Origin of the sequence: Gordonia metallireducens (assembly GCF_021245825.1) — a bacterium.
GTDB lineage: Bacteria > Actinomycetota > Actinomycetes > Mycobacteriales > Mycobacteriaceae > Gordonia > Gordonia namibiensis.
The window spans coordinates 107038-126407 of sequence record NZ_JAJQJP010000002.1; the positions used below are offsets into that span (position 1 = coordinate 107038).

Genomic DNA, 19370 nt, shown 5'->3' on the forward strand with positions numbered 1-19370 from the left:
TCGTCGCGGATCAATCATCCCGGTACGGGTCACGTTCTCGGGCACACTGGGCTGATGCGGCACTCTGATGTTCTCGCGATCGTGCAGGCCGGTGGGCGTGGTTCCCGGATGGAGGTGCTGACCGATCGGCGGGCCAAACCGGCGTTGCCGTTCGCGGGGAACTATCAGCTCATCGACTTCCCGCTGTCCAACCTGCACCACAGTCACGTCGATGACGTCTGGCTCTGTGTCCAGTACGAGGCGGAGACGTTGACCCAATTGGTCGCCGGTGGGCGCCCCTGGGACCTCGACCGCACCAGCGGCGGACTGCGCATCGTCATGCCCGAGCAGACCGACGCACCCGAGACCGAGGACGGCTTCGCCACCGGCAACGCCGACCTGCTCTACCGGATCCGCGACCGCATCGCCGAACACGGTCCGGCCGAGGTGATCGTCATGAGCGCCGACCACGTCTACGACTTCGACTTCCGGGACGCGCTCGACACTCACCGCAACCGCGGCGCCGAATGCACCATCGTCACCACGACCTGTTCGCTGGAGGAGGCGTCCCAGCACGCCACGGTCACCTCGCGTCGCGACGGCACCGTCCGCGAGTTCCGCTACAAACCCGACCGGGCGACCACTCGCACGATCGCCACCGAGATCTTCATCTACAACCCGCAGGTGCTCATCGAAGGACTCGAAAACCTGGCGAGCGAGACGACGGTCGGTGCGGCCGAGGACGACACGGGCCTTGGCGACTTCGGGGAACACCTCGTGCCCTGGTTCATCGACCGCGGAAAGACTGTCGCACACGCGATGCAGGGATACTGGATCGACGCCGGGCGCCCGGAGACCTACCTGCAAGCCCACCGAGACCTGATCGACGGCAAGATCGACGTCTTCCGCGCCGAGCGACCGGTCCTGACGAATCAGCCGCAACGCGCCGCAGCCCGTATCGAAGCCGGGGCCGTCGTCGAGGACAGCCTCGTCAGCAGCGGCGCCCACGTGCGCGGAACCGTTCGACGCAGCGTCCTCGGACCGGGCGTCGTCGTCGAGAAGGGGGCCACCGTCGTCGACTCGGTCATCTTCGGTGACACCGTCATCGGCGCCGGCGCGACCGTCGCCTGGTCGATCCTCGATGAACGTGTCCGGGTGGGGCCGCGGGCAACGATCGGTGGCCATCCCCGAACCCGGCCGGTGCCCACCGAGAAGATCACTCTCATCGGGATGGACACCCAGATCCAGCGGGGGGCCAAGGTGCCTCTCGGCGACCGCGTCGAATGTCACCGTCGCATTCGCTGACTGATAGCGTCGCGCGGGTGATCGAGACCGCGCGTACCTGGCGAGACCACGACCCGGATCCGGCGACCCGCGCCGAACTCACCCGCCTCATCGAGGGGGCCGAAGCCGGAGATGCTGCGGCCGCCGCCGACCTCGACTCCCGATTCCGCGGCCCACTGACCTTCGGTACCGCAGGACTGCGCGGCGAGGTCGGGGCAGGGGAGACCCGCATGAACGTCGCGGTCGTCACCCGCGCCACGTACGGCCTCGGCCGCCACCTCATCGACACCGTCGGACCCGACGCGCGCGTCGTCGTCGGCTGCGATGCCCGGTACGGTTCCGATGCCTTCCTCGAGGCCACCGCCGAAGTCCTTGCCGCACAGGGTCTCACCGTCATGACACTTCCGCGTCAGCTCCCGACTCCGGTGACCGCCTACGCGACCCGCGCGCTCGACTGCGACGCAGGGGTGATGATCACCGCGTCGCACAATCCGCCCGCCGACAACGGGTACAAGGTGTATCTCGGTGGCCGCGCCACCGACGCCGCCGGGCGCGGCGTCCAGATCGTCCCGCCCGCCGACGAACAGATTGCGGCCTTCATCGCCGCCGCACCGCCGGCCGACCAGATCGCCCGCGACGCTGCCTCTGTTGTCGCCCTCGACGATTCGGCTCTCGACGCCTACATCGCCCGAGCCGGCGCACTTCGTCCCGGTTCCGAACCCAGCCCGGTGCGTGTCGTCCTGACCCCGATGCACGGGGTGGGCGGTGCGACGGCGCTAGCCGTCCTGGGCGCCGCGGGTGTCACCGACGTCCACGTCGTCGACGAACAGTTCTCTCCCGACCCGGATTTCCCGACCGTCGCCTTCCCGAACCCGGAGGAACCCGGCGCCCTCGACCGCGCGCTCGATCTGGCCCGCGACGTCGACGCACATGTGGTGATCGCCCTGGATCCCGACGCCGACCGCTGCTCGGTCGCCACCCCGGCCCGCGACGGCTGGCGACAGCTCAGCGGCGACGAGATCGGCTGGCTGCTGGGTGAACAGGCTGCCCGGGACGCCGACCGCAGCGGCGACACGCTCGCCTGCTCGATCGTGTCGAGCCGACTTCTGGGCAAGATCGCCGCCCACCACGGTCTGCGATTCGCCGCGACCCTCACCGGCTTCAAATGGATTGCCCGGACACCGGATCTACGGTTCGGGTACGAGGAGGCCATCGGGTACTGCACCGACCCGGATGCCGTGCGAGACAAGGACGGAATCTCCGCGATGGTCCGCGTCATCAGCCTCGTCGAAGAACTTGCAACTGATGGCCGCACACTCGCCGATCTGCTCGACGACCTCGCACGACGCCACGGCCTCCACGCAACGGCTCCACTGACGATCCGCGTCGACGACCTCGCCGAGATCGGACAGATGATGTCCCGGTTGCGCACCACCGAGGTCGACGCACTGGCCGGTTCCGAAGTCGTCGAGGTCCTCGACCTCGCCACGGGTTCCGCCGACCTTCCGCCCACCGATGCACTCGTGCTGCGCACGGCCGCCGACGATCGGGTCATCGTGCGGCCGTCGGGAACCGAACCGAAGCTGAAGTGCTACCTCGAAGTCGTCCTCGATTGTGCGGATGGCGAGGTTCCGCACGACCGCGCCGCCGACCGGCTGACAGTGCTCAGCGCGGACATGGCCGCACTTCTCCGTGGCTGAGCTCCCTCACTTGATGGTCCGAACGAACGCGGGCGCGCCGCCCCCTCCGCTGTCTGAGGTGCGAGGAGCGCAAGCCGCCGGGCTGAGTAGCGACGAAGGAGCGTATCGAAGTCGACGAGCCTCGAAGACCTGGTGACCGTCCCCGATAGCGGGTGTACACCCGAATCTGAAGCCTACGATCGACCCCGTGGCCCGTTCTGATTCCGATCAGCGTCTGCGTGACCTGATCCTGCTTCGCCAGGTCCGTGACCGGATCGACCGTGAGTACGCGCAGCCGCTCGACGTCGAAGCTCTCGCGCGGGGCGTCAACATGTCGGCCGGGCATCTGAGCCGGAAGTTCCGCCAGACCTATGGCGAGTCGCCGTACTCCTACCTGATGACCCGCCGCATCGAGCGGGCGATGACCCTGTTGCGCAGAGGCGACCTCAGCGTCACCGAGGTGTGCTTCGAGGTCGGCTGCCAGTCGCTCGGTACGTTCAGCACACGATTCACCGAACTGGTCGGGGTACCACCAACCGTTTATCGCGAGCAGTCCGCCGACGCCACCGACGGGATCCCGGCGTGCATGGCCAAGAACATCACCAGACCGATCAGGAATCGAGAAGCACAGCGGGGGTGAGGATGCCTAGCCTGACATCCATGAACATCAGCATCCAGTACGCATTCCTCCCGCACACCGATGGCGAAGCGGCCCTCGGCTTCTACCGCGACATCCTCGGCTTCGAAGTCCGCAAAGACGTCGGCTACGAGGGCATGCGGTGGCTGACGGTCGGCCCGCCCAATCAGCCGGGCACGTCGATCGTCCTGTACCCGCCGGCCGCCGAACCAGGCATCACCGATGCCGAACGCCAGACCATCCTCGAGCTGATCGCCAAGGGCAGCTACGGCGCGCTCACCCTCGCCACCGAGGACCTCGACGGCCTGTTCGAGAAGCTCCAGGCCAGCGGCGTCGACATCGTCCAGGAACCGATGGACCAGCCCTACGGTGTCCGCGACGCCGCGGTGCGCGACCCTTCCGGCAACCTGATCCGCATCGACCAGGCGGCTTGAAGGTGTGCGGCGCCGGTCGATTGCCGCCACCCGAAGCGCTCGACGGGGGAGTTGCCGAATCACCGATGACTCTCCTGGTTGGATCGAGTCAGACCAGTTCGACCACGGAAATCCTGCCCGCACACGACGATGGCTGCGCTCCGAGACGCGCCGCCGTGATGGAGACACGATGAGCCCTGCCTCGCGCACGAAGTCGACGCCCCGATCCGCCCCGGACGCCGACTACGACACCCATCCCGCCGACACCCATGACCGCATCCGGGTCCACGGGGCCCGCGAGAACAACCTCAAGAACGTCGACGTCGAGCTGCCCAAACGTCGGCTCACGGTGTTCACCGGAGTGTCGGGTTCCGGCAAGAGTTCTCTGGTCTTCAGCACGATCGCCGCCGAATCCCAACGCCTCATCAACGAGACCTACAGTGCGTTCGTGCAGGGCTTCATGCCGTCCATGGCCCGGCCCGACGTCGACGTCCTCGAAGGTCTCACGACGGCGATCATCGTCGATCAGGAACGTATGGGCGCCAACGTTCGGTCGACGGTCGGCACCGCCACCGACGCGAACGCGATGCTGCGAATCCTGTTCAGCCGCTTGGGTAAACCGCATATCGGTTCACCGCAGGCATTCTCGTTCAACGTGGCGTCGATCAGCGGTGCGGGCGCGGTCACCGTCGAGAAGGGCGGCCAGAAGATCAAGGAGCGTCGCAGCTTCTCGATCACCGGCGGCATGTGTCCGCGGTGTGAGGGGCGCGGCGAGGTCTCCGACTTCGACCTCACCGCGCTCTACGATGCGTCCAAGTCGCTCAACGAGGGCGCGTTGACGATCCCCGGCTACACCATGGACGGCTGGTACGGGCGGATCTACCGCGGCTGCGGCTTCTTCGACCCCGACAAGCCGATCGCCAAGTACACCAAGAAGCAACTCAACGACCTGCTCTACAAGGAGCCGACACGGATCAAGGTCGATGGCATCAACGTCACCTTCGAGGGTCTGATCCCCAAGATCCAGAAGTCGATGCTGAGCAAGGACCGCGAGGCGATGCAGCCGCACATCCGCGCTTTCGTCGACCGCGCCATCACCTTCCAGACCTGCCCTGACTGCGAGGGCACCCGACTCACCGCCGAGGCGCGGTCGTCGAAGATCAACGGCATCTCCATCGCCGACGCCTGCTCGATGCAGATCAGCGATCTGGCCCAGTGGGTCGCCGAACTCGACGAACCGTCGGCCGCGCCGCTGATCAAGTCGCTCCGCGAACATCTCGACGCCTTCGTCGACATCGGTCTCGGCTATCTGTCCCTCGACCGCCCGGCCGGCACCTTGTCCGGCGGCGAAGCCCAGCGCACCAAGCTGATCCGACACCTCGGATCGTCGCTCACCGACGTCACCTACGTGTTCGACGAGCCGTCGATCGGCCTGCACCCCCACGACATCCAGCGCATGAACGACCTCCTCCGCGCCCTGCGCGACAAGGGGAACACAGTGCTGGTCGTCGAGCACAAGCCCGAGGTCATCGCCATCGCCGACCGCGTCGTCGACCTCGGTCCGCGAGCCGGCACCGACGGCGGCGAGATCGTCTTCGAGGGCACGGTCGAGGAACTACGTTCCGCCGACACCCTCACCGGACGTCACCTCGACGACCGCGCCTCGGTCAAGGCCGAGGTCCGCACGCCCAGCGGTGCTCTCGAGGTCCGCGGCGCAAACATGCACAATCTGCAGAACGTCGACGTCGACATCCCGCTCGGCGTCCTGGTTGTACTCACCGGTGTCGCCGGTTCGGGCAAGTCCTCGTTGATCAACTCGTCGGTCGCCAACGCCGAGGGCGTGGTCTCGATCGATCAGACCGCGATCAAGGGATCCCGGCGCTCGAACCCGGCCACCTACACCGGACTACTCGAACCGATCCGCAAGGCCTTCGCCAAAGCGAACGGAGTCAAACCCGCTCTTTTCAGCGCCAACTCGGAGGGCGCCTGCCCGAACTGCAACGGTGCCGGCGTCGTCTACTCCGACCTCGCCATGATGGCCGGCGTCGCCGCCCCGTGTGAGGTGTGCGAAGGCAAGCGCTTCCAGGCAGAGGTCCTCGAGTACACCCTCGGTGGGCGCAACATCAGCGAAGTCCTCGAGATGTCGGTGGCGCAGGCCGAGGCCTTCTTCGCCGACGGCGACGCCAAACTGGCTGCCGCGCACAAGATCCTGCATCGCATGGTCGACGTCGGCCTCGGCTACATCAAGGTCGGTCAGCCGCTCACGACCCTGTCCGGCGGCGAACGCCAGCGTCTGAAGCTGGCGACGCACATGGGGGAGAAGGGTGACGTCTACATCCTCGACGAGCCCACGACCGGTCTGCACCTCGCCGACGTCGAACAACTCCTCGGACTGCTCGACCGACTCGTCGACTCGGGTAAGTCGGTGATCGTCATCGAGCATCACCAGGCGGTCATGGCGCACGCGGACTGGATCATCGACCTGGGCCCGGGCGCCGGCCACGACGGCGGTCGGATCGTCTTCGAGGGAACGCCGGCGGACATCGTCGCCGATCGTTCGACGCTGACCGGGCAGCATCTGGCGGAGTACGTCGGCGCCTGATCCGTTTTATAGCTCGAAACCGCGCTCACCGCGGTTTCGAGCTATATCCCTACTTCTCACACGCTCGCACAGCCCGTGTGAGATCACCGTTACCCAGCCCTTGCGGCACGACATTCCGCACGCAACGCCGCGGCCGGAAAGTCTTCGCATGGACAAACAACTATTGGAAGAAAGCCTGACCCTCGTCGACCTACCCGATTCCGGTCTCACCGTCCGGTTCTACGCCATCCTCTTCGAGCGCTATCCCGCCGTGAAGCCGATGTTCCAGCGCGACACCCGTGTTCAGGCCGAGATGCTGCGCACCGCGGTGGTCTCGGTCCTCGATCATCTCGAGGACGCGGAGTGGCTGACCACCAATCTGCACGCCCTCGGCAAGCGTCACGCGAGCCTCGGCGTCACCCGGCCGATGTACAACGCGGTCGCCGAATGCATGATCGCCGCCATGAGCGAGATCGGCGGCGAGTCGTGGACGCCGGCGATGACCGCGGCGTGGGAGGAAGCGCTAGGCGCGGTCGCCACGATTATGCTCGACGGCTATCCCGACGAAGCCACCTCGGAAACCGCCGCCGAGGAATCCGGCGCGGCCTGAGTTCCCTGCACATGAGTTCTCAGCGGGGTCACCGCCGCCCCCGCTGACGCTCCTGTTCGCCGCGATACGATCCCGCTCGGAAGAGAGGGCTCGTGACAGTTGTGGACATTCCCCGGTCGGTGATCGATCGCTATCTCCGTTCGGCCTGGGCACGAAGGCTGATGCTCGTCGTCTTCCTCGTCAGTGCTGCGGTCGCGATCTTCGTCCTTCCGAACCATCCGCCGGCGCCCTACCGCATTGACTTCGACGTCTACCGCATGGGCGGCCGCGTCTTCCTCGACGGCGGCGACCTCTACGGCATCCTCCCGACGCTCGGCGGCGGCTCCTATCTGCCGTTCACCTATCCGCCCCTCGCCGCGGCCCTGTTCTCGGTGTTCACGGTCGTCCCGCTGGGTCTGGGGCAAGCGCTCTTCACCGCGGCGACCATTGCCTGTCTGCTGCTGGTCTGCCGGATCGTGATGGCCCACCTGACCGATCGCCCGTCGTCGGACCTGTGGTGGCTCGCTACCGCCGCGACCACCGTCGGCCTGTGGCTCGAACCGGTCCGCGACACCCTGAACTTCGGCCAGATCAACATCGTCCTGATGACCCTCGTCATCGTCGACGCCCTGCTCGGTCGCGGACGCTGGTGGCGCGGCTTGCTGGTCGGTCTGGCGATCTCGGTCAAGCTCACCCCGGCGGTCTTCCTGCTGCTGTTCTTCCTTCGACGCGACTGGCGTGCGCTCGTCGTCGGCGCGGTGTCGGCCGTCGCCTATGCCGGCATCGGATACCTCCTGGCGGCAGACGACTCCGTCACCTACTGGACGTCCACCCTGTTCGACACCGAGCGCATCGGTAGTCCGCAGTTCGCCAACAACCAGTCGGTCAAGGGCGAGGTGGCGCGCCTCGGCATCGAATCCGAACTCGTCTGGTTCGGCGTGGCCCTCGTCGTCGGACTGCTCATCGCGTGGTCGGCGTGGCGTTTGCTGTCCGCGTCGGAGGCGTCTGAGAACGGGCGCGACGAGACGATCGAGGTCGCCGCCGTGATGACCGTCGCCTTCGCCTGGCTGTTCTGTTCACCGGTCGCCTGGGACCACAGCTGGGTGTGGATCGTGCCACTGCTCCTGGTGCTGATCGCGCTGGCCGCACGCCCCGGGGCGTCGAAGATCTGGTGGTGGCTGGTCGGCACCGGACTGGTCATCTTCGCCTACGCCCCGCACCAGCACGTCCCGCAGCGCTACGACGCCGAGCTGTCGTGGGCCTGGTGGCAGCACGTCGTCGGGTCGTCGTACCTGATCTGGGGACTGGTCGTGATCGTCTGCCTCGGCGTGCTCGCACCGCGCCTGGTCTCGAAGACCGGCGTCGAAACCGCGTCGTACCGGGGGAACTGAGAGACCGACGACGACTCGCCTCTTGAAACATCTGTCAAATTCCGTTCCAATGGTGCATAGTGACCTAAGGCACATTGGATCAACGGGGAGTGGCAAGGACATGGCTAGTCGGAAGAAGCAGATGCAAACCGCGCTCGGCAAGGTGAGCAGCATGTACCCGAGCAAAGAGCGTCCGCTGGCCGAGCCACCTGCTGGTTCCGGCCTCAAGCCGGTCATGGGCGATCCCGGTCTTCCGTACCTGGGCAACACTCTCCAGGCCCTCGCGGACCCGCTGCAGTCGGCGATGGACCGCTTCGAGCGGTACGGCCAGGTGTCTTGGTCGGGTGCCCTTGGCATGAACATGGTGACCCTCGTCGGCCCCGACGCCATCGAGGCCGTCTGGATGAATCGCAAGAAGGCGTTCTCCAGCGAGCTCGGCTGGGAGCCGATGATCGGACCGTTCTTCCGTCGTGGCGTCATGCTGATGGACTTCGACGAGCACATGCAGCACCGCCGCATCATGCAGCAGGCCTTCAGCCGGCCCCGCCTGAACGGCTACCTGGACATCATGACCCCGCACATCGAGAAGACCCTCGCCAATTGGGAGGTGGGCAAGGGCTTTCACATGTACTCCAACACCAAGGATCTGACGCTCTCGCTCGCCACCGAGGTCTTCATGGGTGCACACGTGAGCGAAGCCGAGGCACATCGCCTCGAGAAGGCATTCGAGGCAGCGGTCCGCGGTGGTCAGGCCATGGTCCGCAAGGACGTCGGCAACTGGACCTGGGCACAGGGTCTCCGCGGGCGTGAGGTTCTCCAGGAGTACTTCCGCTCCGAGATCCCGCTCCGACGCGGCAGCGACGCCGACGACCTGTTCACCGTTCTCTGTAACAGCGAGAGCGACGAGGGGGAGAGCTTCAGCGACGAGGACATCGTCAACCACATGATCTTCGTGATGATGGCCGCCCACGACACGTCCACCATCGCGCTGTCGATGCTGACCTACTTCCTCGGCCGCCATCCGGAGTGGCAGCAGCGTCTGCGCGAAGAGTCGCTGGCGCTCAACAAGCCGACCATCGACTATGACGACGTCGACAAGCTCCCCAGCATGGAACTTGCCTTCAAGGAGACCCTGCGCCTCAACGCTCCCGTCGGCATGCTGTTCCGCATGGCCATCGAGGACACCGAGATCTGCGGCCACTACATCCCGAAGGGCACCCTGCTGGCCATCCATCCGTGGGCGACGATGCTGCGCAAGGAATGGTGGCCGAACCCCACCCACTTCGACCCCGAACGCTTCTCGGCCGAGCGCCGCGAGGACAAGGTCCACCGCTTCGCCTGGGCCCCGTTCGGCGGCGGCGCACACAAGTGCATCGGCCTGTACTTCGGTGGCATGGAAGTGAAGTCGATCCTGCACCAGATGCTGCAGCGCTTCGAGTGGACCGTCCCGGCCGGCTACAAGCCCGAACTCACCTATGGCACGGGACCCACCCCTGCCGACGGCCTGCCGATCGACATCCGGCACCGCGCACTGTAATTGCTGCTGAGAGTACGCGAGGAGCTGCGATGCCCCGTCGTTCAGCTGGTTGAGTAGGCGAGGAGCCTGCGACGAGCCGTATCGAAACCAAGCCCCCCACTCCCTGAGGTGCGAGGACGGCGCCACCACCACTCGCTCCCTGAGGTGCGAGGGCGACGCCACCACTGGCTCCCTGAGGTGCGAGGAGCGCTAGCGACGAGCCACGAAGGGCTGGTGACCAAACAGTCACCAGCCCTTCGTATTTCGCTGTCAAACCCTACGACGCCACCCCTCTGCTCCCCGGGGTGCGACGAGCGTCGACACCACGGCCGCTCCGATATGAGTGGAGCGTTAGCGACGAGCCGTACCGAAACCACCGTTCGCATGCTCCGGACCCTCCTGAAGGGAGCGGATATCCTTTCGTCCTCCACGTTCGCCGGCCCAACGCGAAAAGTTCGTCCCTGTGAGCACCCTCCGAGGGCACACTGCCCTCGGACGCCGCTGAGATGGACGAGATTTCACCCCGCCCGGCCCGCTGTGCGGCTCGCCCCCCGTATACCGGGGCATGGTGCCCGGAATGACGTCGCGCGCGACCTCGATCCGGGTGAACGACTTCGGCCGAGGTCCTACAGCCGGAGCGATGTCGCATGCGACGTCATTCCGCACCCGCAGATCGGATGCGGTGAACGCCTCATGCCTGACTCGCCACGAAGGGCTGGTGACCAACGGTCACCAGCCCTTCGTGTTTCGTTGTAGAACCCCTACGAAGCCGCGAGAATCCCGATCTCGAAGATGAGGGTGTCACCCGGCTCGATGCCGGCGCTCGGCTGGCCCTGGGCGTAACCGTCGGCCGACGTCATCGCGACGCCCACCTTCGACCCGACCTTCTGCCCGGCGATCGCCTTGCTGAAGCCGGGGATCACGCCGTTGAGCGGGAAGTCGACGGGGGTGCCGCTCTGATACGCGCTGTCGAACTCCTCGCCGTTGCGTCCGTTGACGCCGACGTAGCAGACCGTGACCGACGCGGTCTCGGCGACGACGGGTCCGTCACCCTCGACGAGGGTTTCGACGACAGTCTGGTCGACGCTGAACGGCGACTGGACGGTGATCTTCGGGGCCTCGTTCTCGGTGGCGGCGACCATCTCCATCTCGCCGGTGGCGCCCTTCAGAGTCCACTGCGGCTTGGCGCCGTCCTTGGCCGAGGCAGTGGGGCAGCTGTTCGGTGCCGAACCGGTGTCGGTGCTGCCGGCCGCGGCGGTACCGGTGGCTTCGGTTGTGCCGGAATCGGAATCGGAGTCGGAGCTACAGCCGGCCACCGCGAGGACGAGGGCCGCGCCGAGCGCGAGCGTCGCATTCTTCATGTTCACCCTGGTCACGCTACCCGAGCGAACGCGGTTCACCGAGCGCCGCTACCGCCCAGAATCCGGGCCGCCCGAGCCAGATCGGCGCGGATCGCCCGCGCCGCCGGCCATCGGTTCACCGCCAGCACCGGTACGCCGATGGCCGGCACGGTCAGCGTCCCCTCGGCGTGGACATCCGTGCCGCCGTCGGAGCGTTCCTCGAATCCCAACGTCAGCACCGCGTCGACGGACCGCCACCCACCGACCTCCCGCCACAACCGGTGCGGCTCACAGTCGGTGACCTCCAACCGCGGACTGATGCCGGGTACGACGGTGATGTCGGTCCAGCTGGTGCCGACGTCACCCGCCCGGTCGCCGATCACCTGCAGGTCGTCGATACGCCGCAGACTCGACTGCCACGCAGGCCGATTGCTCGGATCGGTGAGATAGTCGAACGTTTCCGCGACGGGCGTCGGGAACGCCACGACGTCGTCGATGATGGTGAACCGGGCGGGGGACAGCATCAGCTGATGAGTCCGGCGAGCTGGTCGATCTCCTCGATGGTGCGCGGGGAGACCAGCATCGTGGTGACACCGCACGACTCCCAGACCTTGATCTGTTCGCGCACGTAGTCGAGGTCGCCGACGATTGCCGAATCCTCGACGACAGCATCCGGGATGATCTGCGCCGCTTCCTCTTTGCGATCGGAGCGGAACAACCTGGTCACCTCGTCGACCACGTCGGAGTACCCCATGCGGCGGTACACCTCGGCGTGGAAGTTGGTGTCCTCACTGCCCATTCCGCCCATGTACAGCGCGAGGAACGGCTTGATGGCGGCGTAGGTCGCGGCCCGGTCGTCGGTGATGACGATCTGGGCGGTCGCGATGATCTCGAAGTCCTCTCGGCTGCGTCGGGCACCCGGCTTGGCGAAACCCTCGTCGAGCCAGGCGTTGTAGGTGTCGGCCATGCGCGGCGTGTAGAACAGTGGCAGCCAGCCGTCGGCGATCTCGGCCGCGAGCGCGACGTTCTTGGGTCCCTCGGCCCCGAGCATGACCGGGATGTCGGACCGCAGCGGATGGGTGATCGGCTTGAGCGGCTTACCGAGTCCCGACGCGCCGTCGCCGTTGTAGGGCAGCGGATAGTGCGGCCCGGCACTCGTGACCGGTGCCTCCCGCGCCCACACCTGACGCATGATGTCGATGTACTCACGCGTGCGGCCGAGCGGCTTGGCGAACTTCTGTCCGTACCAGCCTTCGACGACCTGCGGCCCGGACACACCGAGTCCGACGATGTGCCGACCGCCGGACAGATGGTCGAGCGTCAGCGCGGCCATCGCACAAGCAGTTGGAGTGCGCGCCGACAGCTGAAGCACCGAGGTGCCCAGCCGCACACGGCTCGTCGACGACCCGTACCAGGCCAGCGGGGTGTAGGCGTCGGATCCCCACGCCTCGGCGGTGAAGATGGAGTCGAAACCGGCCTGTTCGGCGGCGGTGACGAGATCGGCGTGACCGGCGGGCGGTTGCGCGGCCCAATATCCCAGTTGCAACCCGAGTTTCATCAGTTCGCTCCGTCCGCGGTCTCGGCAGCCGCTTCGGCTGCGATCTGATCGAACTGTGCACCCATCGCCTCGGCGAGGGCCTGCGCGCCCGACAGCGGCCGGACCATCACCATGAAGTCGTCGATCTTGCCGTCGTCGTTGACGTGGATGAAGTCGCAGCCGGTGACGGCCTTGCCGTTGACGTTGGCCTCGAAGATGAGCGCCGAGTCCCGGCCGCCCTCGTCGTTGATCTCCCGGATGTAGCGGAAGTCGGTGAAGACGCGCAGCACGCCCCGCAGGATCGCCGAGGTGACCGCCTTGCCCGGGTACGGCTTGAACGCGACCGGGCTGGTGAACACGACGTCGTCGGCGAGCAGATCCTGCATCGCCTGCGCGTCACGTGCCTCGACGGCCTCTCGGAACTGCTTCATGCATGTCCTCCTCATCCACGGCAGGGGCGCCGTTGTGCGAACTTCTCCGCTCGACGCTAACCGATCTCCGACGCCGCGCGGGAGCCATCAACACGACGAGCGCCACCGCCAGCACGCCGATGCCCACCCATCCGACCGCGGTGATCGTTTCGGACAGTACGACGACCGCCAGAACAGTCGCGACCGCCGGTTCGATGAGGGTGATGGTGGTGGCGGTCGAACTGTCGATCCGTCCCAGCCCGCGGCTGAACAACACGTAGCCGAGGAACTGCGGCACGACGATGAGGTACGCGAGGACGTACAGACCTTCCGGATGTTCGATCACCGAGGGCACACACACCGCGACCACGGGCAGCAAACACACCCCACCCAGTCCCATGACGCCACCTGCCGACGCTCCGCGGGCCAGTCCCTGGTTCATCAGGCGTCGCATCGCCCACGAGAAACCCGCGTAGGTCGCGCCCGCTCCCAGACCGAGCGCGACACCCCAGGCCGACGCGGTGCTGCCGGAGACGGAGTCCCCGTGCGACGACTCGCTGCGCGACAACGCCAGCGCGACACTGCCGGCGATACCCAACGCACACGCGACACACCACCGCGTCGTCAACGCCCGCCCCTCCGCGACCCGTTCGATGACCGCCGAGAACAGCGGCGCCGACGCCAGCGACACCACGGTGCCCAGCGCAACGCCGCCGATGCGCATCGATCCGTAGAAGCACAGCGGGTAGACCATCACGCAGAGCCCGCCGGCCAGCACCGTCGGCCATCGCTTCATCAACGACGGCCATGCGGCGCGCACCGCCCGCGCGTTGATCGCACCCTGCAGCAACCCACCGCCCGACATCGCGATCGCACCGATCGTCACCGCACTGAGCGCGGGAGCCAGCGCAGCGGCGGTACCCGACGTGCCCCACAGGAACGCGGTGAGGGTCACCGCAAGGATTCCGGCGCGTTCGGCGGCGCGCGGGTGTTCGCTCATCTCGACGCGTCGACGTGTGTAGGCAACGGGTCGCGCGGCATCGGGTGGCGGGCATAGAACTCGAGGTGACGACGTGCGGCGTCCTCCCATGTCAACGACGCCGCCAGCGACCGGCCGGCCTCGACGCGCGCCGGGTCCGGCGTGAGCGCGTCCGCCAGCGCTTCGGCGAGTTCGGGGACCGTCGACGCGTAGGCGACTGTGTCGCCGAACACCTCACGGAGGATGGGCAACTCGCGCGTCACGACCGGTCGACCCGCGGACAGCGCCTCCATCGCGGCCAGCCCAAACCCTTCCTTCACCGACGGGAACGCGAACACCCGACTGGCCGCGACCAGCGACGGCAGCTCGTCGTCCGGCACGTTGCCGAGCACGATCGGCTCGACGTCGAGTTCGGCACGGCGACGGTCGAACTCGGCGCGGTAGTCCCGATAGTCGAACAGCGTCTCCCCGCCCGCGAAGACCAGCGACAACTCCGGATGTCGCTCCCGCAGCAGGGAGTACGCATTCAGCAGGTCGATGCTGCCCTTCCGGGGTTCGATCCCGCCGACGGCCAGCACGTACTCGCCGAGCTTGCCGGTCCACCGATCACGCGCCTCGACAGCTTCCGGCACATCCGACGCGGCGTCGGCGAACCGTTGATACGCAACACCATTCGGGATCACGTCAGGTGTGAACCCCCAGCCGTGATGCACCTCGTCGGCGACCGCCCGCGATACACAGATCCGCGCATACGGATCCACGACGGCCTTCTCGTGGCATTCGACGAGGATCGGCGTCGTGAACTGGTCGAGGTGATGGATCGTGCGGATGCAGGTGCCGACAGCGTTGGCGCTGATGCAGTCCTGGGCGTGCACGATGTCGTAGGCGCTTGTGTCGAAGGCGTCGCGCAAGGTGTCGATGGATCGCACGATGCGGTCGGTGATCGTCTCGTTCTCGCGATCGGCGAACGGCACGAGCCGCAGCGTCACCGCCGGATCGACCTTGCGGAAGAACCCGTCGTCACCGCCACGCGCCAGCGACCAGACCGTCACGTCGACGCCGAGTCGCGCCATCGCCTCGGCGAGGTTCAGCGTGTGGACCACGCCGCCACGCGGTTTCGTCGAGTAGGTCAGCAGCGCGACGCGCGGTGAGGGGGAGTCCACACCGGTCATGATAGGTCCGCAGCGGACCCGGGCTGAGGGCTCGCGCTTCGATAGGAGTCGGGTCGCAGTTCGGCGAGATGGCTCAGCACGCGGCGGGCGCGGTCGATTTCCGCGTCGACGTCGACCGTCACGCTCGCCAACCCGCCCTTCGACCGCGTGGTGGCCAGGATGTCGCCGCCCGGTCCGACGACCTTGGCCTGCCCGAGGAACCGCAGCGATCCCATCACGCCGGTCTGGTTCGACGACACGACGAACACCTGATTCTCGGCCGCGCGGGCGCAGTCGTACAGGTCGAAGAGTCGCGACTGCCGATCGGCGGGGAGCCGGGCGGCACGATCGGTCACGCTTGCCGGCCACGCCGACAGTGCAGCGATGATCCGCGCACCGTCGAGGGCGAGCGTCCGGGCCGACTCCGGGAACGTCTTGTCGTAATCGATGAGCATGCCGATCCGGCCGACCGGGGTGTCAAAGGACCGGAACTCGTCACCGGCCGCGTAGGCCAGCGACTCACCCGCGGGCTGGTGGACCTTGCGGTGCGTCCCGAGAATCCCGTCCCCGGAGACACAGACCGCGGTGTTGAAACGCTTGTCGCCATCGGCCTCGGTGTAACCGATGCAGACGGTTGTGTCGCGCGCGGCGGCGATGAGTGCAGCCAACTCGGGCCCGTCCGGATCAAGCGCCGGCGGCAGCTCGTCGGGGTCGGGGTTCTGCAGGTCGCCCAGATAGCCACCGAGCGTCGCGTCCGGGAAAACGAGCAGGTCGACGCCGTCTCGCGCGGCCGCCTCGACGATGCCGACGGCCTTGGACACACCGCGCTCCACGTCGCGGCCGAAGTGCGCGGCGAGAGCACCGAGGGTGACAGTGCTCATGGTCGAACAGTACCGGCCGGGAGCCGACGAGAAGCGTGAAGCCGGGGTCCGATCACGCGGCCCCCAGCCCGGTGACCGTGGAGGCCACGGCGACGGTCACCGCACCGTCGGGCCACCGCAGTCGCACACCGGGTTCCGAGGTGAGACGCCCACAGTCCGCGACCGTGAGAGCGTCCGACGCAGGCACATCGGCACGACGACCCGGTCGGTCCGTACTGAGCATCGCGTACCCGGGGAAGCAGGTCAGCCACGCACCCATCGACGCGTCGTTCGGTCGCGGCACGGCGGTCACGTCGAGTTCGGCTCCGGTGCCCGACGCCTCGGCGAGCATGCCCAGGGTCCCGGCGATCCCCGCCATGCTCACATCCTTCGCCGACGCCGGCCCGACCCTCGCCAAATGACCTGCCATCGCACCCAATTCGTCGCTGCTACGCGAGCTCGTGGAGTCCCACTGCCGGTCGTGATAACCCGGCCGCCACGACCCGCCGAGGTCTGCGTGCAGCGTCACGGTGTCGCCGACTGCGCCGCCACCGGCTCGGAGCGGTCTGGGCGTGGTGCCCAACGCCGTCACCGACAGCGCCGACGGCACGCCGACCTGGGTGTGACCACCGAGAACCGGTGTCTGCCAGGCTCGTGCGGCTGCGGAGATGCCGCGGATGATGCGGGTCAGATGCGAGGTCGTGGGGGCGCCGACTGCGTCGAGCAGTCCGATCGGTCGCGCGCCCATCGCGGACAGGTCGTTGATGTTGACGAGCACGGAACACCACCCGGCCCATTCCGGGTCGCGTTCGATCATCGACGGGATGATGGCATCACACGCCGCGACCACGTCGGTCCCGGGCAGGGGAACGCCGTCATCGCCGCGGAAACCCGCTGCGCCGAGGCCTCCGTCCTGCTCGGCGAACGGCGCAAGCGCCTCGGCGAGAACCGCTTTGGTGCCGTCGACGGTCCGCTGGATCCTATGGATGGGCCACCGCATCTCCCGGTGTGCCTGACCGGCGATGACCGGGCCGGCGCCGCAGTCATTCCAGCCGAGCCGCCGGAACATCCGCGCGTAGCGGTCCTGCACCGTCGCGTCGAAACGCAACGCGCCCTGCTGTTCGATGTGCGCACACGCGGCGCGCACGAGCGCTGGACCGATACCGGCCGCGTGCCCGGGATCGGCGACCACGAGCCGGCTACCGAACCACCAGCCGATGTCCTCGGTGTCCGACGATCCGTCCCACCGCACGGGCGCGACGCGAACCCCGCCGGCAATCGTGCCGTCCGGCAGCGTCGCGACGAGCACGACCGTGCGCGGATCGTCGTCCGTGTCATCGAGGTCGGTGCGGTCGAAAAGCTCCTGCTGCTCGACGAATTCGTGGTGGCGCATCGCCCGGTAGGTCGCGTGTTCGGCGGCGGTGTCAGCGACCGTGATCAGGAAGTCCGGCCGCGCGACGACACGCCGCCGACCGGCGAGGATCGACAGCTCAGCCGGCCGATGCTCCTTGAGTAGCCCTGGAGCTTGCGGTGCGGTGTGCGGTTTCTGTTCCTTGAGTAGCCCCGGGGCTTGCGGTGCGGTGTGCGGCTTGTGCTCCTTGAGTAGTCCCGGGGCTTGCGGTGCGGTGTGCGGTTTCTGTTCCTTGAGTAGTCCCGGGGCTTGCGGTGCGGTGTGCGGTTTCTGTTCCTTGAGTAGTCCCGGGGCTTGCGGTGCGGTGTGCGGTTTCTGTTCCTTGAGTAGCCCCGGAGGTTGCGGTGTGGTGTGCGGTTTCTGTTCCTTGAGTAGCCCCGGAGGTTGCGGTGTGGTGTGCGGTTTCTGTTCCTTGAGTAGCCCCGGAGGTTGCGGTGTGGTGTGCGGTTTCTGTTCCTTGAGTAGCCCCGGAGCTTGCGGAGGGGCGTATCGAAAGGACTCCACCATCTCAGCCACCCACCGTCGGCAGAATGCTGCATGCTCCGCAGGCCGCGCATCCGGCCCGCTGGTCGGCACCGGTCATGCCGATCAGTGTGAGATGGCTGGCGACTTCGCGGCTGATCTTCTCCACGATCGCCGGGTCCGGTGCCGACGCTTTGTCGACGTCGACCGCGAGCGTCCCCGCATGAGGACGGAACGGCACGATGAACGGGTAGACACCCATGTCGGCGAGTTCCTTGGCGCCGGCGATCATCTCGTCGGTGTCCTCGCCGAGTCCGACGAGCAGGTAGGTCGACACCTGGTTGCGCCCGAACACGCGCACGGCCTCGGCCCACGCGGCGCGATACTCGTCCATCGACACCGATGACTTGCCGGGCATCCATCGCCGCCGCACCTCGTCGTCAAGCGATTCGACGTGGATTCCGATCGCGTCGGCGCCGGCCTCGCGCAGTTCGGCCAGGACGGCGAGGTCGGCGGGCGGTTCGCACTGGACCTGGATCGGCAGGTGGGGGACCGCGGCCTTGATTGCGCGGACACACCGCGCGAGGTGCCGGGCCCCACGATCGCGGCCATTCGTGGTGCCGGTGGTCATCACCATCTGGGTGATGCCGTCGAGTTCGACTGCGGCGCGGGCAACCTCGGCCAACTGATCCGGCTTCTTCACCGCGATCGTCGAGCCCGACCGCAGCGACTCCTCTATCGAGCAGAACCGGCATCGCTCCGACTCGTCGTACCGGATGCACGTCTGGACCACCGTCGTCGCCAGCACGTTACGGCCATGGAGGCGGGCGATCTTCTCGTAGCTGATACCGTCGGCAGTTTGCAGGTCGTAGAAACGGGGGCGTCCGATTGCCTCGACCTCGATCCCGACGTCGACACCGTCGTACAGGACGCGATCGCCGTCGAAGACGAACGGACTCTGCGGGTTCCGCGGGATCGCGGCATGCAGGCCGTCGACCATAAGGTGGCCATCGTCGCTCGGGCCGGCGCCACCGGTCCGCTGTACCGGCGGCTCGCCCCGAATCCCGAGCAGTGCCAGGTCAACTCGTGTGGATACCGTCATGGGTACTCCTCGGTTGGTCAATCAGTTTGTTATCTACCGCCACCATCGGCGTTGGATGCGCGACCACTCG

General features: G+C 67.1%; 17 protein-coding genes. 8 read left to right on the forward strand and 9 right to left on the reverse strand.

Annotation, left to right across the window (positions count from 1 at the left end; genetic code table 11):
- Positions 1-54 precede the first annotated feature (54 nt).
- The 8 genes from LQD00_RS00615 to LQD00_RS00650 all read left to right on the forward strand — a co-directional run bounded on the left by LQD00_RS00615 (position 55) and on the right by LQD00_RS00650 (position 10069).
- Entirely contained in the window at positions 55-1284 is a 1230-nt protein-coding gene (locus tag LQD00_RS00615; RefSeq protein ID WP_040534834.1) for a glucose-1-phosphate adenylyltransferase family protein, read from the forward strand.
- Positions 1263-2963 (forward strand): phospho-sugar mutase, encoded by a 1701-nt coding sequence (locus LQD00_RS00620; RefSeq protein WP_232715184.1) that lies wholly within the window; start codon positions 1263-1265, stop codon positions 2961-2963. Before LQD00_RS00615 ends, LQD00_RS00620 begins: the two co-directional genes overlap by 22 nt.
- Positions 2964-3150: 187 nt before the next feature.
- Positions 3151-3582: a helix-turn-helix transcriptional regulator gene (locus LQD00_RS00625; RefSeq protein ID WP_232715185.1), complete on the forward strand. Its 432-nt coding sequence runs from the start codon at positions 3151-3153 to the stop codon at positions 3580-3582.
- 20 nt (positions 3583-3602) lie between these two features.
- Positions 3603-4013 carry a VOC family protein gene (locus tag LQD00_RS00630; protein WP_035751617.1) on the forward strand — a complete coding sequence of 137 codons (411 nt, stop codon included), beginning with the start codon at positions 3603-3605 and terminating at the stop codon, positions 4011-4013.
- A 169-nt stretch (positions 4014-4182) separates the two neighbouring features.
- A complete protein-coding gene (locus LQD00_RS00635; protein WP_232715186.1) occupies positions 4183-6594 on the forward strand; it encodes an ATP-binding cassette domain-containing protein in 2412 nt (803 codons plus the stop codon).
- Between the two features lie 148 nt (positions 6595-6742).
- Complete coding sequence (locus tag LQD00_RS00640; RefSeq protein WP_232715187.1) at positions 6743-7183, forward strand: globin domain-containing protein; 441 nt, start codon at positions 6743-6745, stop codon at positions 7181-7183.
- A 92-nt stretch (positions 7184-7275) separates the two neighbouring features.
- Entirely contained in the window at positions 7276-8553 is a 1278-nt protein-coding gene (locus LQD00_RS00645; protein ID WP_232715188.1) for a glycosyltransferase 87 family protein, read from the forward strand.
- A 100-nt stretch (positions 8554-8653) separates the two neighbouring features.
- Positions 8654-10069 (forward strand): cytochrome P450, encoded by a 1416-nt coding sequence (locus tag LQD00_RS00650; RefSeq protein WP_232715189.1) that lies wholly within the window; start codon positions 8654-8656, stop codon positions 10067-10069.
- Positions 10070-10809: 740 nt separating this feature from the next.
- On the opposite strand, the gene LQD00_RS00655 is transcribed toward LQD00_RS00650, so the two are convergent.
- The 9 genes from LQD00_RS00655 to LQD00_RS00695 form a co-directional block, all read right to left on the reverse strand.
- A complete protein-coding gene (locus LQD00_RS00655) occupies positions 10810-11409 on the reverse strand; it encodes an FKBP-type peptidyl-prolyl cis-trans isomerase (protein ID WP_232715416.1) in 600 nt (199 codons plus the stop codon).
- A gap of 35 nt (positions 11410-11444) precedes the next feature.
- The gene (locus LQD00_RS00660; RefSeq protein WP_232715190.1) at positions 11445-11912 is read right to left on the reverse strand and encodes an SRPBCC family protein; all 468 of its coding nucleotides are present in this window, start codon (positions 11910-11912) and stop codon (positions 11445-11447) included.
- Positions 11912-12946 (reverse strand): LLM class F420-dependent oxidoreductase, encoded by a 1035-nt coding sequence (locus LQD00_RS00665; protein ID WP_232715191.1) that lies wholly within the window; start codon positions 12944-12946, stop codon positions 11912-11914. Before LQD00_RS00665 ends, LQD00_RS00660 begins: the two co-directional genes overlap by 1 nt.
- Positions 12946-13356: a nuclear transport factor 2 family protein gene (locus LQD00_RS00670; protein ID WP_232715192.1), complete on the reverse strand. Its 411-nt coding sequence runs from the start codon at positions 13354-13356 to the stop codon at positions 12946-12948. Before LQD00_RS00670 ends, LQD00_RS00665 begins: the two co-directional genes overlap by 1 nt.
- On the reverse strand, positions 13322-14335 hold the full coding sequence (locus LQD00_RS00675) for a DMT family transporter (protein WP_232715193.1): 1014 nt from the start codon (positions 14333-14335) through the stop codon (positions 13322-13324). The genes LQD00_RS00670 and LQD00_RS00675 overlap by 35 nt, the downstream gene beginning before the upstream one ends.
- A complete protein-coding gene (locus LQD00_RS00680) occupies positions 14332-15486 on the reverse strand; it encodes an MSMEG_0565 family glycosyltransferase (RefSeq protein ID WP_232715194.1) in 1155 nt (384 codons plus the stop codon). Before LQD00_RS00680 ends, LQD00_RS00675 begins: the two co-directional genes overlap by 4 nt.
- Complete coding sequence (locus LQD00_RS00685) at positions 15483-16346, reverse strand: carbon-nitrogen hydrolase family protein (protein ID WP_232715195.1); 864 nt, start codon at positions 16344-16346, stop codon at positions 15483-15485. The genes LQD00_RS00680 and LQD00_RS00685 overlap by 4 nt, the downstream gene beginning before the upstream one ends.
- 52 nt (positions 16347-16398) lie before the next feature.
- Positions 16399-17814, reverse strand: a complete 1416-nt coding sequence (locus LQD00_RS00690) for an MSMEG_0567/sll0787 family protein (RefSeq protein WP_232715417.1) — start codon at positions 17812-17814, stop codon at positions 16399-16401.
- Positions 17815-18244: 430 nt separating this feature from the next.
- Positions 18245-19300, reverse strand: a complete 1056-nt coding sequence (locus tag LQD00_RS00695; RefSeq protein ID WP_232715196.1) for an MSMEG_0568 family radical SAM protein — start codon at positions 19298-19300, stop codon at positions 18245-18247.
- Between the last annotated feature and the right edge of the window lie 70 nt (positions 19301-19370).

Bases quoted from the DNA above. Each gene is read 5' to 3' on its own strand.
- LQD00_RS00685 (WP_232715195.1), bottom strand. From the start codon at position 16,346: ATGAGCACTGTCACCCTCGGTGCTCTCGCCGCGCACTTCGGCCGCGAC.
- LQD00_RS00630 (WP_035751617.1), top strand. From the start codon at position 3,603: ATGAACATCAGCATCCAGTACGCATTCCTCCCGCACACCGATGGCGAA.
- LQD00_RS00655 (WP_232715416.1), bottom strand. From the start codon at position 11,409: ATGAAGAATGCGACGCTCGCGCTCGGCGCGGCCCTCGTCCTCGCGGTG.
- LQD00_RS00615 (WP_040534834.1), top strand. From the start codon at position 55: ATGCGGCACTCTGATGTTCTCGCGATCGTGCAGGCCGGTGGGCGTGGT.
- LQD00_RS00670 (WP_232715192.1), bottom strand. From the start codon at position 13,356: ATGAAGCAGTTCCGAGAGGCCGTCGAGGCACGTGACGCGCAGGCGATG.
- LQD00_RS00650 (WP_232715189.1), top strand. From the start codon at position 8,654: ATGGCTAGTCGGAAGAAGCAGATGCAAACCGCGCTCGGCAAGGTGAGC.
- LQD00_RS00620 (WP_232715184.1), top strand. From the start codon at position 1,263: ATGTCACCGTCGCATTCGCTGACTGATAGCGTCGCGCGGGTGATCGAG.
- LQD00_RS00695 (WP_232715196.1), bottom strand. From the start codon at position 19,300: ATGACGGTATCCACACGAGTTGACCTGGCACTGCTCGGGATTCGGGGC.
- LQD00_RS00665 (WP_232715191.1), bottom strand. From the start codon at position 12,946: ATGAAACTCGGGTTGCAACTGGGATATTGGGCCGCGCAACCGCCCGCC.
- LQD00_RS00640 (WP_232715187.1), top strand. From the start codon at position 6,743: ATGGACAAACAACTATTGGAAGAAAGCCTGACCCTCGTCGACCTACCC.
- LQD00_RS00635 (WP_232715186.1), top strand. From the start codon at position 4,183: ATGAGCCCTGCCTCGCGCACGAAGTCGACGCCCCGATCCGCCCCGGAC.
- LQD00_RS00675 (WP_232715193.1), bottom strand. From the start codon at position 14,335: ATGAGCGAACACCCGCGCGCCGCCGAACGCGCCGGAATCCTTGCGGTG.
- LQD00_RS00680 (WP_232715194.1), bottom strand. From the start codon at position 15,486: ATGACCGGTGTGGACTCCCCCTCACCGCGCGTCGCGCTGCTGACCTAC.
- LQD00_RS00660 (WP_232715190.1), bottom strand. From the start codon at position 11,912: ATGCTGTCCCCCGCCCGGTTCACCATCATCGACGACGTCGTGGCGTTC.